Origin of the sequence: Paraburkholderia ferrariae NBRC 106233 (assembly GCF_000685035.1) — a bacterium.
Classification (GTDB): domain Bacteria; phylum Pseudomonadota; class Gammaproteobacteria; order Burkholderiales; family Burkholderiaceae; genus Paraburkholderia; species Paraburkholderia ferrariae.
In genome coordinates this window covers 46,709-59,272 of record NZ_BAYB01000011.1, presented here as the reverse complement: position 1 = coordinate 59,272, position 12,564 = coordinate 46,709, and the positions used below count along the sequence as shown (strand labels likewise).

Genomic DNA, 12,564 nt, shown 5'->3' with positions numbered 1-12,564 from the left:
CACACACGCCTGCGCGCCCGAAAAGGGGCGCGCGAAGCGCACGGCATGCGAGCCGCAACGGATGGGCAAACATGACTATCTGCACATCTTCTTCCATCCGGACTCTCACCGTCGGCTCTGGCTTCGCACCAGATCTGCTGACCCTGCGCGCCCGTGGCCACGCCACGAGACCGAGAAACTTGCGCAGGCGCTCGCGGGCTCGCTGGCTGTGCCTTTCGGCACGGGCCGGCATACCGCCGGTGGGGAATTTCACCCCGCCCTGAAGACGCACTGATTACCGGATCGACCGGCGGACCAAGGATACAACACCCGGCCGCAACCTGCAGCGCGGGAAACAGGCACTAGACCAAATTCTTGTGCGCTGCCGCATACGCGGCGCGACGACACGCACTACGCCCGCGACACCGCTCAGGCCGGATGGCGGGGCGCATCCGCGCCCAGCGCCGGCAGCGCGGCGAGCGAGGCCAGTTCGGGCACATCCCAGCGCGGCGGCGTTTCGGCGTTCAGCGTCACGCGGAACACCCGCGCTTCCGTGTCGCCGGGGTTGCGCAGCGCATAGGGCTGATCGGCGTCGAACACGATCGCGTCGCCCGTGGCGAGCAACTGGCGCCGGTCGTGAATGCTCACTTCGAGCGTGCCTTCGCTCACCACCAGATTCATCGTCGTGCCTGGCGCGCGCCGCGTGCCGGTCTCGGTGTGCAGCGGCGCAATGCGCAGCTCGTGAAACTCGGCGGCCGCGGGTTCGTGCTCCGGATAGAGCGCGCGAGCCGAAAAACGGCCATCGGCGCTGACGAGGCGCGGCGTGCGCTCGGCCGGCAGATGCTCGAAGCCGCTTACCGCGTGGCGCCGCAAGAACGCGGAGACCGACACCTTCAGTGCGGCCGCCACCTTGCACAGCACCTTGATCGAGGGCACGCTGCGCGCCGACTCGACCTGGGCGAGCATCGCGCGCGAAACGCCCGAGGCGCGCGCCAGCGCATCGAGAGAAAGCTGGCGTTCGGCGCGCAGGCGCGCGAGATTGACGCCAACCAGGTACTCGAGCGAATCGAACGGACCTTCGGCGCGCGCTGCGCCGGACGCATCGCCGGCATGCCCATCGCGCACCAGCGCAAGCGGGGTACTCATGTGTGCCTCCGTAAAGCGCCGCCCAGCGGCGCGAGAGCAGGAATGGAGGCAAGACTAGCATCGGGTTTTGCGGCGCCCAACGAAGTTATCTTCACACCGTTATCGCGTTCGTTCGCTTAGCTTTCCCGCCGCTACCGTGCCACCTTACCTGGCGCAGAAAGCCCGCGGATTCGGCCATCGACTATGTGACGCCGCCCTCGCGCCGAAGAGATCGCCCGCGAACTCGCCCGCACCGCCGCCTTACCGGCCGATGCCTTCGCATGCTTCCCCGTTAGCCGTACGGTCAACGCCGCCGGAACTGATGGACCGCAACTCGTCGAGCCGCTGAAAACCAACTGACGCGCAAACCGCTTTGCGCCGACAGCGCCCTCACCCCGCATCCTGCCCCACCGCAACGCGCGCGTTGCTCGCCGGCGTCGCGCGCGCGTCGAGCCGCGCCGCGAACCAGGTCAGCAGCAGCGCCGCCACCGACACGGCCGCCGCGACCCACGGCAGCGCATCGAGCGCCACGCCGCGCGCAATCGCAAGGCCGCCTAACCACGCGCCCATCGCATTGCCCACGTTGAACGCGCCGATATTGAGCGTGGAAGCGAGATTCGGCGCCGCAGCGGCCTTCGCCACCACCCGCATCTGCAGCGGCGGCACAGTGGCGAACGCGGCAATGCCCCAGATGAACACGGTGATCGCAGCAGGCAGGCTCGCATGGCTCGTCTTCGTGAACACGGCCATGACGATCGCCAGCAGCACGAGTATGCCCATCAGCGAAGGCATGAGCGCCCGGTCGGCCAGCTTGCCGCCCAGCGTGTTGCCGAGCGTGAGACCGAGGCCGAACAGCACGAGCATGAGCGTCACGCCGCGCGGCGAAAAGCCGCTCACCTGCTCGAGAATCGGCGCGATATAGGTGAACACCACGAACACGCCGCCGAAGCCGAGCACCGTCATGCCGAGCGCCACCCACACCTGCGGATCGCGCAGCACGCGCACTTCGTGGCCCAGCCCCGCGGGCGCGCTGTCATGGTGGTTCGGCACGAGCAGGGTCACGCCGGCCAGCGAGATCACACCCAGCGCACTGACGATCCAGAACGCCACGCGCCAGCCGAACTGCTGGCCTATCGCCGTGCCGAACGGCACACCTAGCACGGTCGCGAGCGTGAGACCCGTGAACATCAGCGCGATGGCGCTCGCGCGCTTTTCGGCAGGCACGAGCGAGGCGGCCACCACGGCGCCGATGCCGAAGAACGACCCATGCGCGAACGAGGCGACCACGCGCGCCACCATCAGCAGCGAGTAGTTCGTGGCGACGGCACACAGCACGTTGCCGACGATGAATACGCCCATCAGCAGTTGCAGCGCGAATTTGCGCGGCATGCGGCTCGTGAGCACGGCGAGCAGCGGCGCGCCGGCCGCGACGCCGAGCGCATACCCCGTCACGAGCAGGCCCGCGGCGGGGATCGACACCGAGAGGTCGCGTGCGACCTCGGGCAAAAGGCCCATGATCAGGAACTCGGTGGTGCCGATGGCAAACGCGCTGATCGCCAGCGCAAGAAGAGGAACAGGCATCGAAAGACTCCGTGAATCAGGCGGCCGCCGCACTGCCCGGCGCCGTGACGGATTCCACGACGACGCCGGGCGCAAGCGACGAAAAGTTGCCGTTCCGCGTTAGCGGGCACCTCGGCGCACTGGCACGGCATGCCATACGCCTGCAGACGCTCGATGAGCGCGCGCCACTCGCCGGCAGCCGCGACCCGCAAGGCCAGGTGATCGATGCGCGGTGCGACGAAGGCCGCCGGGGCGGCGGGTATCGTCGCGTCGATGAGAGGGATCACCGGGCGGCCGCCCGCGTAGAACCAGCACCCCGCGACACGAAACGGCGGCCGGGCACCTTCTTCGAAGCCGGCAACGTCGCGAAAAAACGGCGCGTGGCTTCGAGGTCGGGCGTGACGGGCGTGACGTGGTCGAGCGGCATGGCGGCTACCTTCAGCGCGGTCCGAAGTGCGCCGGGGCGCAGGAGCGGAACGCAGAACGAATTTCAGACAGCCGAATTCTCCACGCGCGGCGTTGATTTGATAATTAGCGTAGCATTTGAATCATTTTCAAACGCAGTCTAATAATCGCAGTCATGGACAATCTCGGCGACATTCGCCTCTTTGTCGAAGCCGCGCGGCTGGGCAGCCTCTCGGCGGCGGGCCGCAAGCTCGGCCTCACCCCCGCGGCGGCAAGCGCACGGCTCGCCCGGCTCGAATCCGGCCTGCATGCGCGCCTGTTCGAGCGCACTACCCGCCAGTTGCGCCTCACCGACGAAGGCCGGCTCTACCTGAATTGCAGCGAGCAGGCACTGCGCTCGCTCGACGACGCCAGATCGGCACTTCAGGAGGGTCAGAACGTCGTGCGCGGCAAGGTGCGCATTTCGGCGACCTCCGACTTCGGCCGCAACCTGCTGATGCAATGGCTCGACGAGTTCCGCCAGCAGTATCCGGAGGTGCGTTTCGCGCTCCTGCTGAGCGATTCGCTCACGAATCTCGTGCAGGAAGACATCGACCTCGCCATCCGCTTCGGCACGCCGCAGGACAGCTCGCTCGTGGCCCGGCCGCTCGCGCCGAACCGGCGCGTGCTGTGCGCTTCGCCCGCCTATCTCGCGCGGCGCGGCGAGCCGCGCGAACCGGCCGATCTGGCCAACCACGACTGCATCGTGATCGGCTCGGTGGCCGGGCCCGTCAACGAGTGGCGCTTTGCACGCGGCGACGTCGTCCAGCAGCACACGGTGGCGCTGGAAACGGCGCTCGAAACCAACGACGGCGCCGTCGCGCGCCAGTGGGCGCTGTGCGGCTACGGCCTCGCGGTGAAGTCGATCTGGGACGTGGCCGACGACCTGCGCGCCGGGCGGCTGAGGATCGTCATGGCCGACTGGCGCTATCCGGACGCGCCGCTGCACGCGCTTTATCACCGCAACCGCTTTGTCGCGCCGCGCGTGCGTGCGGTGCTGGATTTCCTCACGGTGCGCTTCGCGCAGACGGCCGACGAACTGGACGCCCTCGTACCTTGCGCACCCGTTTCGGCGCCCGAGGAATGGCAGCGCAAAAGGCTATAATGGTAGATTGCGCTGAAGCGCGGCCGCAGTGCCGGAAAACGGCGAAAAATCGCACGGAAGCCGCACGGAAACCCGCACGGGAAATCTGCGCAAAGCAGCGTGGAAACCGCGCTGGAGTCGGCAATGAAGGCCGATGAATGTCGACGAAAGCGCCGACGAAGAGCCGGAAATCCGGCACTCCGGCAACAGCGGCAGAAAGCGCGAAGGACGCATCGCAACGCGGCCCGATCAGTTTCAGTCCCCTTTTATCACCGTAGTCCAGACCCGCAGCACCGGACGACGCCCCCAGGTCAACCACTGCGAACGGCGAATCCCCGATGACCAAGAAAGTTTATGTAAAGACCTTTGGCTGCCAGATGAACGAGTACGACTCCGACAAGATGGTCGACGTACTCGGCGCCGCCGAAGGCCTCGTCAAGACCGACACGCCCGAAGACGCGGACGTGATCCTCTTCAACACCTGCTCGGTGCGCGAGAAGGCCCAGGAGAAAGTGTTCTCCGACCTCGGCCGCGTGCGCGAACTGAAGGCAGCGAACCCGAACCTGTTGATCGGCGTGGGCGGCTGCGTGGCGAGCCAGGAAGGCGCGGCCATCGTCTCGCGGGCGCCGTACGTCGATCTCGTGTTCGGCCCGCAGACGCTGCACCGCCTGCCGCAGATGATCGACGCGCGCCGCGCGAGCGGCCGTCCGCAGGTCGACATCACCTTCCCCGAAATCGAGAAGTTCGACCATCTGCCGCCCGCGCGCGTGGAAGGCCCGAGCGCCTTCGTCTCGATCATGGAAGGCTGCAGCAAGTACTGCAGCTACTGCGTGGTGCCCTACACGCGCGGCGAGGAAGTGTCGCGCCCGCTCGACGACGTGCTCACCGAAATCGCGGGCCTCGCCGACCAGGGCGTGCGCGAAGTCACGCTGCTCGGCCAGAACGTGAACGCTTATCGCGGGAAATTCGGCGGCGCGCACGACATCGCCGACTTCGCCACGCTGATCGAATACGTGGCCGACATCCCCGGCATCGAGCGCATCCGCTACACGACCTCGCACCCGAAGGAGTTCACGCAGCGCCTCATCGACGCCTACGCGAAGGTGCCCAAGCTCGTGAGCCACCTGCACCTGCCGGTGCAGCACGGCTCCGACCGCGTGCTGATGGCGATGAAGCGCGGCTACACCGTGCTCGAATACAAGTCGGTGATCCGCAAGCTGCGCGCGATCCGTCCGGACCTCTCGCTCTCCACCGACATCATCGTCGGCTTCCCGGGCGAGACCGGGGAGGACTTCGAAAAGACCATGGCGCTCGTCGAAGAGATGAAGTACGACACGAGCTTCTCGTTCATCTACAGCCCGCGCCCCGGCACGCCCGCGGCGAACCTGCACGACGACACGCCGCGCGAAGTGAAGTTGAAGCGCCTGCAGCATCTGCAGGCCACGATCGAAGAGAACGTGCAGCGCATCAGCCAGTCGATGGTCGGCCAGGTCGAGCGCATTCTCGTGGAAGGCCCGTCGCGCAAGGACCCGGGCGAGCTCTCGGGCCGCACGGAGAACAACCGCGTCGTGAACTTCCCGGCGCCGCTCGCTTCGCACGCACGCCTGATCGGCCAGATGATCGACGTGAAGATCAATCACGCGTATCCGCATTCGCTGCGCGGCGAGCTCGTGCTCGCGCACGAGGACACGTCGGCGCTTGCGCACTAACCGCGCAGCCCCTGAACCGGAGTTCACCGCTACCTTGAAGAACCAACAGCAGCAACTGGAATTCACCGCGCCGCGCGACGACAACGCGCGGCTTGCGAATCTGTGCGGCCCGCTCGACGAGAACCTGCGGCAGATCGAACAGGCGCTCGACGTCACGCTCGCGCGCCGCGGCCACCGGATCGCAATCCGCGGCCGCGGCGCCAGGCTCGCGCTCGCCGCACTCGAAAACTTCTACAACCGGGCCCGCGACCCGCTGTCCGTCGACGACATCCAGCTCGCGCTGGTGGAAGCGCGCCATCCCGGCAATCCGGCCAACGACCCGCGCAACCGCGGCAACGGCACCGCGGCCGGCAGCGGCAACAGCGACGCTGCGGAGATCGACCCGCGCTTTCGCGGCGACCCCGACCATCCGTTCGACGAACCCGTGCGCGAAGGGCTCGACGCCGAGGAACTCGGCCCGAAGCTCTATACGCGCCGCGCCGACCTGCGCGGGCGCACGCCCGCCCAGCGCGAGTATCTGAAGCAGATCATCTCGCACGACGTGACGTTCGGCATCGGCCCGGCCGGCACCGGCAAGACCTATCTCGCCGTGGCCTGCGCCGTGGATGCGCTCGAGCGCGACCAGGTCAAGCGCATCGTGCTCACGCGTCCGGCCGTGGAAGCGGGCGAGCGCCTGGGCTTCCTGCCGGGCGATCTCGCGCAGAAGGTCGATCCGTATCTGCGTCCGCTCTACGACGCGCTCTACGACCTGCTCGGCTTCGACAAGACCGCCAAGATGTTCGAGCGCCAGATGATCGAGATCGCACCGCTCGCCTACATGCGCGGCCGCACGCTCAATCACGCGTTCATCATCCTCGACGAGGCGCAGAACACCACGCCCGAGCAGATGAAGATGTTCCTGACGCGTATCGGCTTCGGCTCGAAGGCCGTCGTGACGGGCGACACCACCCAGGTGGACCTGCCGCGCGGCCACAAGAGCGGCCTCGTCGAGGCGCAGCACGTGCTCGCGAACGTGCGCGGCATCGCGCTCACGCGCTTCACGAGTGCAGACGTCGTGCGCCATCCGCTCGTCGCGCGTATCGTCGAAGCCTACGACGCCCACGCGAAGAAGGACGAAGGCAACGCCGACGCCCGCTGACCGCCCGCCCGACCGCACGCGCTGCTTTCGCTTGCTGCTTTCGCTTTTATGGCCCGCACACCGAAACTCAAACTGACCGTCCAGTTCCCCGCCGCGAAGGCGTTCCCGCAGCACAAGGCGGCGCTGCCGCGCGCGACCGTGGCGGCGTGGGTGAAGGCCGCCCTTTTCGCCGACGCCGAGCTCACGGTGCGCTTCGTCGATGCCGAAGAGGGCCGCACGCTCAACCGCACGTACCGCGGCAAGGACTACTCGACCAACGTGCTCACCTTCGCCTACGCGGAGAGCGAGGACGATCCCGTCACCGGCGACCTGATCCTGTGCTGCCCGGTGGTGGAAAAGGAAGCAGCCGAACAGGGCAAGCCGCTCGCCGCGCACTACGCTCACCTGCTGGTGCATGGCGCGCTGCACGCCCAGGGGTACGATCACGAGAACGAAGCCGAGGCCGAGGAGATGGAGGGCATCGAGACTGAAATCCTCACGTCGCTCGGCTTTCCCGATCCTTACAAGTGAGCGTGCCGGGCCGCCACGCCTGAAAACCCCGTCCGCACGTTCAGCACATTCCGTCCGTTCAGCCCGCACGACATGAGCGCCAAAGACCCCGATCCGGCCCCCGAACTGCTCTCAGGCGCCGCAGCGCCCTGCCCGGGCTACCCGCCGGCGCTCGGCGAGTCGCGGCTCCTGACCGAAGCCGAACTGCAGGCGTCGCTCGACTGCGCCCTCTCGGGCTGGGACGGCGCGAGCGATCTGTGGCTCTTCGGCTATGGCTCGCTGATCTGGAATCCGGGGCTGCCCACCGTCGAAAACGTGCGCTCGCGCGTGCATGGCTATCACCGCGGCCTTTACCTCTGGTCGCGCGTGAACCGCGGCACGCCCGAACAGCCGGGGCTCGTGCTCGCGCTCGACCGCGGCGGCTCGTGCGCCGGTGTCGCGTTCCGGCTGGCCGCCGAGGGCGTAATGCCGCATCTCGAAGCCCTCTGGCGCCGCGAAATGGCAATGGGCTCGTACCGGCCAGCGTGGCTGCCGTGCGTGCTGGCCGGCGGCCGGCGCGTGTCGGCGCTCGCCTTCGTCATGCGCCGCGACGTGGCCACCTACACCGGCAAGCTCAACGACGCGACCGTGCGCACGGTGCTCGGCTGCGCGAGCGGCCGCTACGGCACGACGCTCGACTACGTGCGGCGCACCGTGGAAGCGCTGCGCGAAAGCGGCATGCCGGACCGGGCGCTGGAGCAGTTGCTCGCGCGCTGCGCGTAAGCCTGCGCGTTAATCTGCTCATTAACGTGCGCATAGGCCTCGCGACCCAATCCGCCGGCGCCGTCAGTCGGCGACTGAAGTCCGGCCAAATTTTGACCCGCATCGCTACCGAAGCGCGGAACCCGGCTTTTTCGTCCACCACGCGAGGGCGCCGCATCTGCGTTAGGATTGACCTGCCGGCGGCCCTTACACAGAGCCGCAACGGGCATGATGTATCCTTAACCTTCCGCAACAACGCGCCCGGCCATCCAGGGGCCTGAGGGCGCACCACCATGAACGACTCCTATCCCAGTCGACGACATACCGACAAACCGCAGGAAAAGCGCACGCTGCTCGAGCGGCTGACCGACTTCATCTCGCCCGAGCCCGACTCGCGCAGCGAACTTCTCGAAATCCTCCAGGACGCGCACGCCCGCAATCTGATCGACGCCGATTCGCTGTCGATGATCGAAGGCGTGTTCCAGGTCTCCGAACTGAGCGCGCGCGACATCATGATCCCGCGCGCGCAGATGGACGCGATCAACATCGCCGACCGTCCCGACGACTTCATCCCCTTCGTGCTGGAGAAGGCGCACTCGCGCTACCCCGTGTACGAGGGCAACCGCGACAACGTGATCGGCGTGCTCCTCGCGAAGGACCTGCTGCGCTACTACGCCGAAGAGGAATTCGACGTGCGCGGCATGCTGCGCCCGGCCGTGTTCATCCCCGAATCGAAGCGGCTGAACGTGCTGCTGCACGACTTCCGCGTGAACCGCAACCATATTGCGATCGTCGTCGACGAGTACGGCGGCGTGGCGGGCCTCATCACGATCGAGGACGTGCTCGAGCAGATCGTGGGCGACATCGAGGACGAGTACGATTTCGACGAGGAAAGCGGCAATATCATCGCCTCGCCGGACGGGCGCTACCGCGTGCGGGCGCTCACCGAAATCGAGCAGTTCAACGAGGCGTTCGGCACCCGCTACTCCGACGAGGAAGTCGATACGATAGGCGGCTTCGTCACGCATCATTTTGGCCACGTGCCGCACAGGGGCGAAAAGGTACGCATCGACGACCTCATTTTCGAGGTGCTGCGCGCCGACGCCCGCCAGGTCCACATGCTGCTCGTGCGCCGCGACCCGATGGCCGGGCTGCGCGAAAGCGAGCTGCAGCCTCCGGGCACCTGAGCGGCTCCGCCCGGGCAACGCTGCACGAACGCGGCGTCAACCCGGGCGGCACGACCGCAGGCGGCAGCGCGCCATGCCGCCGCCAACCGAAGACGCCGGCCCGCAGGCCGGCGTTTGCTTGAAACCCGAGCGCAACCCAATTCCATGTCCGAACCGATCGATTCTCCCGCGCGCGCCGGCGCGCCTACCGCCGCCACGCGACCCGCCGACGACACCCGTCGCCGCGCGCTGCCCGCCTGGCACTATCTGGCCGCCGCCGCACTCGGCGCGCTCAACACGCTCTCGTTCGCGCCGACCCCGCATGGCGGCTGGCTCGAAATCGCGATCTTCGCGGGCTTCTACTTCTGGCTCACGCGCACCACCGGCTGGAAGAGCGCGCTCATGACCGGCTGGGCGTTCGGCTTCGGCAACTTCGTCACCGGCGTGTGGTGGCTGTATGTGAGCATGCACTTCTACGGCGGCATGTCCGCGCCGCTCGCGGGTGCCGCGCTCGTGCTGTTCTCGCTCTATCTGGGCTTCTATCCGGCACTCGCGGCCACCGTCTGGTCGTTCTGCGCGGGACACGCCAGCAACGGCCGCGCGGGCGACGCGCCGTTCTCGCCCACCTGGCATGGCGCGTTTGCGTTCGCGAGCGCGTGGGCGCTCGGCGAATGGGGCCGCGGCTATGTGTTCACGGGCTTTCCATGGCTCGCGAGCGGCTATGCGCAAGTGGACGGTCCGCTCTCGGGCTACGCCCCCATCGCCGGCGTGTACGGCGTGGGCTGGGTGCTCGCGCTCGTCGCCGCGCTCATCGTGCAGGCTCTCGTGCGGGCATGGGCGCTCAAACGCCGCTCCCCGGGCGGCGAGCCGGCCCTGTCCGCCCAGCCGCGCCCGGGCGCGCCGCGCGCGGCGGCTGTCGTGCCGGCCGCCCTGGCTGCGGCGCTGATCGTCGCGGGCCTCCTGCTGCCGCTCGTGCCGTGGACCGAGCCGGCCAACGCACCGCTCGACGTGCGCCTCCTGCAGGGCAACATCAAGCAGGAAATGAAGTTCTCCGATGCCGGCATGCAGGCCGCGCTCGACGAATTCCAGACGCTCATTACCCAGAAGCCCGCCGACCTCGTGGTCACGCCCGAAACGGCGATCCCCGTGCTGCTCCAGGAAATGCCGCAGCCGTTCGCGCTCGCCGTGCGCCGCTTCGCCGATTCCACCGGCACCGCGATCCTGTTCGGCGCGCTGGGCGGCACGATCACGCCGGACGGACACCTCGTCGATGTCACGAACAGCCTCTTCGGCATCACGCCGGGCCGGCCGGGCCTCTATCGCTACGACAAGCACCACCTCGTGCCCTTCGGCGAATTCGTGCCCTGGGGCTTCCACTGGTTCGTGAACCTGCTCAACATCCCGCTGGGCGACCTCGCGCGCGGCGCGCCCGTGCAGGCGCCGTTCCTCGTGCACAACCAGCCGGTGGCCGCCGATATCTGCTACGAAGACATCTTCGGCGAGGAGATCGCCCGCAGCGTGCGCGACAACCCCACTTCGCCCGGCATTCTCATCAACTCGACGAACCTCGCCTGGTTCGGCGACACCATCGCGCTCGACCAGCACCTGCAGATCGCACGCATGCGTTCGCTCGAAACCGGCCGGCCGATGCTGCGCGCCACCAACACGGGCATGACCGCCGCCATCGACGCCCACGGCCGCGTGATCGCCCGGCTGCCCGTCTATACGGTGGGCTCGCTCGACGTGCACATCGAAGGCACGACGGGCTTCACGCCCTATGTGACGAGCGGCAACAACACCGTGGTCGCGATCTCGCTGCTGATGCTGGCGTTCGGCTTCGCCTTCGGGCCGGGCCGCCCCGGACGCGCGAAGGCGGAACGCAAGCCGTAACACAGCCGCCGGGTGGTCCGCGGCGCCCACTGCGCCCCAGCGCTGCACCCCTGCGCACCCGGACCTGGGCCCCGAAATACGGGCCCAGGTCTCAACGCCGCGCCGATCCGGTAAAATTCAACGTTTTAGCACCAGGCCTTCCCGGCCAGGGCTGCCGGGCGCCTCGCCCGTGCGCGCCGCCGGAAGCCGCCGCTTCCTGCCCCAAAAAAGCAAACTGCAGGCATTTCATGCTCACGTTTCAGCAAATCATCCTGACGCTCCAGTCTTACTGGGACAAGCAGGGCTGCGCGCTGCTCCAGCCGATCGACATGGAAGTCGGCGCCGGCACCTCGCACGTCCATACCTTCCTGCGCGCAATCGGCCCCGAGCCGTGGCGAGCCGCCTACGTGCAACCCTCGCGGCGCCCCAAGGACGGCCGCTACGGCGAAAACCCGAACCGCCTGCAGCACTACTACCAGTACCAGGTGGTGCTCAAGCCCGCGCCGGAAAACATCCTCGACCTGTACCTCGGCTCGCTCGAAGCACTGGGCTTCGACCTCCAGCAGAACGACGTGCGCTTCGTGGAAGACGACTGGGAGAACCCCACGCTCGGCGCCTGGGGCCTTGGCTGGGAAGTGTGGCTGAACGGCATGGAAGTCACGCAGTTCACCTACTTCCAGCAGGTGGGCGGCCTCGACTGCAAGCCGGTGCTGGGCGAAATCACCTACGGGCTCGAGCGCCTCGCGATGTACCTGCAGAAGGTCGAGAACGTGTACGACCTCGTGTGGACCGAGTGGGAAGAGCAAGGCCCGAACGGCCCCGAGATCCGCCGCCTCACCTACGGCGACGTGTACCACCAGAACGAAGTCGAGCAGTCCACCTACAACTTCGAGCACGCGAACGTCGATCTCCTCTTCACGTTCTTCAACGCGTACGAAGGCGAAGCGAAGCGCATGATGGAAATGCAGCTCGCGCTGCCCGCCTACGAACTCGTGCTCAAGGCCGCTCACACGTTCAACCTGCTCGACGCCCGCGGCGCGATCTCCGTGACCGAGCGCGCCGCCTACATCGGCCGCATTCGCGCGCTTTCGCGCAGCGTCGCGCAGTCGTATTACGATTCGCGCGAAAAGCTCGGCTTCCCGATGCTCGGCAATCCGGTGCACGGCGTGCCCGGCCTCACCACCGACGAACAGGACGCCGCGATGCCCGCCTGGGCGCCGCCGCTGAAGGTCGAACGCAAGTTCGACGAGGAATGACCGG

Annotated in this window: 11 protein-coding genes and 1 riboswitch; of the genes, 9 read left to right on the top strand and 2 right to left on the bottom strand. The window is 67.6% G+C overall.

Annotation, left to right across the window (positions count from 1 at the left end):
• Positions 1 to 81: 81 nt before the first annotated feature.
• Positions 82 to 271: riboswitch (FMN riboswitch) on the bottom strand.
• Positions 272 to 408: 137 nt separating this feature from the next.
• Both BFE01S_RS12515 and BFE01S_RS12510 read right to left on the bottom strand, forming a co-directional pair.
• Positions 409 to 1,125, bottom strand: coding sequence for a helix-turn-helix domain-containing protein (locus tag BFE01S_RS12515; protein WP_028225793.1), 717 nt, complete (start codon positions 1,123 to 1,125; stop codon positions 409 to 411).
• 369 nt (positions 1,126 to 1,494) lie between these two features.
• Positions 1,495 to 2,685, bottom strand: coding sequence for an MFS transporter (locus BFE01S_RS12510; protein ID WP_028225792.1), 1,191 nt, complete (start codon positions 2,683 to 2,685; stop codon positions 1,495 to 1,497).
• An 11-nt stretch (positions 2,686 to 2,696) separates the two neighbouring features.
• Between BFE01S_RS12510 and BFE01S_RS46550 the strand changes: the two genes are divergently transcribed.
• From BFE01S_RS46550 to glyQ, 9 genes are all read left to right on the top strand, one after another.
• Positions 2,697 to 3,233, top strand: coding sequence for a hypothetical protein (locus BFE01S_RS46550; RefSeq protein ID WP_028225791.1), 537 nt, complete (start codon positions 2,697 to 2,699; stop codon positions 3,231 to 3,233).
• 11 nt (positions 3,234 to 3,244) lie between these two features.
• Positions 3,245 to 4,213, top strand: a complete 969-nt coding sequence (locus BFE01S_RS12500; RefSeq protein ID WP_028225790.1) for a LysR family transcriptional regulator — start codon at positions 3,245 to 3,247, stop codon at positions 4,211 to 4,213.
• Between the two features lie 317 nt (positions 4,214 to 4,530).
• Complete coding sequence (gene miaB, locus BFE01S_RS12495) at positions 4,531 to 5,901, top strand: tRNA (N6-isopentenyl adenosine(37)-C2)-methylthiotransferase MiaB (protein ID WP_028225789.1); 1,371 nt, start codon at positions 4,531 to 4,533, stop codon at positions 5,899 to 5,901.
• Positions 5,902 to 5,935: 34 nt separating this feature from the next.
• Entirely contained in the window at positions 5,936 to 7,039 is a 1,104-nt protein-coding gene (locus tag BFE01S_RS12490; RefSeq protein ID WP_028225788.1) for a PhoH family protein, read from the top strand.
• A gap of 48 nt (positions 7,040 to 7,087) precedes the next feature.
• Positions 7,088 to 7,549 (top strand): rRNA maturation RNase YbeY, encoded by a 462-nt coding sequence (gene ybeY, locus BFE01S_RS12485; RefSeq protein WP_028225787.1) that lies wholly within the window; start codon positions 7,088 to 7,090, stop codon positions 7,547 to 7,549.
• A gap of 72 nt (positions 7,550 to 7,621) precedes the next feature.
• Positions 7,622 to 8,290, top strand: a complete 669-nt coding sequence (locus BFE01S_RS12480) for a gamma-glutamylcyclotransferase (RefSeq protein WP_042337591.1) — start codon at positions 7,622 to 7,624, stop codon at positions 8,288 to 8,290.
• Positions 8,291 to 8,562: 272 nt separating this feature from the next.
• Positions 8,563 to 9,456: an HlyC/CorC family transporter gene (locus BFE01S_RS12475; RefSeq protein ID WP_028225785.1), complete on the top strand. Its 894-nt coding sequence runs from the start codon at positions 8,563 to 8,565 to the stop codon at positions 9,454 to 9,456.
• Between the two features lie 144 nt (positions 9,457 to 9,600).
• Positions 9,601 to 11,325: an apolipoprotein N-acyltransferase gene (gene lnt / locus BFE01S_RS38445; protein ID WP_042337589.1), complete on the top strand. Its 1,725-nt coding sequence runs from the start codon at positions 9,601 to 9,603 to the stop codon at positions 11,323 to 11,325.
• A gap of 227 nt (positions 11,326 to 11,552) precedes the next feature.
• Positions 11,553 to 12,560 carry a glycine--tRNA ligase subunit alpha gene (glyQ, locus tag BFE01S_RS38440; protein WP_084169773.1) on the top strand — a complete coding sequence of 336 codons (1,008 nt, stop codon included), beginning with the start codon at positions 11,553 to 11,555 and terminating at the stop codon, positions 12,558 to 12,560.
• Positions 12,561 to 12,564: the final 4 nt, after the last annotated feature.

Coding starts and splice junctions, on each gene's coding strand:
- BFE01S_RS12515 (WP_028225793.1), bottom strand. CDS start 1,125: ATGAGTACCCCGCTTGCGCTGGTGCGCGATGGGCATGCCGGCGATGCG.
- BFE01S_RS12475 (WP_028225785.1), top strand. CDS start 8,563: ATGAACGACTCCTATCCCAGTCGACGACATACCGACAAACCGCAGGAA.
- BFE01S_RS12510 (WP_028225792.1), bottom strand. CDS start 2,685: ATGCCTGTTCCTCTTCTTGCGCTGGCGATCAGCGCGTTTGCCATCGGC.
- glyQ (WP_084169773.1), top strand. CDS start 11,553: ATGCTCACGTTTCAGCAAATCATCCTGACGCTCCAGTCTTACTGGGAC.
- ybeY (WP_028225787.1), top strand. CDS start 7,088: ATGGCCCGCACACCGAAACTCAAACTGACCGTCCAGTTCCCCGCCGCG.
- BFE01S_RS12480 (WP_042337591.1), top strand. CDS start 7,622: ATGAGCGCCAAAGACCCCGATCCGGCCCCCGAACTGCTCTCAGGCGCC.
- lnt (WP_042337589.1), top strand. CDS start 9,601: ATGTCCGAACCGATCGATTCTCCCGCGCGCGCCGGCGCGCCTACCGCC.
- BFE01S_RS12500 (WP_028225790.1), top strand. CDS start 3,245: ATGGACAATCTCGGCGACATTCGCCTCTTTGTCGAAGCCGCGCGGCTG.
- miaB (WP_028225789.1), top strand. CDS start 4,531: ATGACCAAGAAAGTTTATGTAAAGACCTTTGGCTGCCAGATGAACGAG.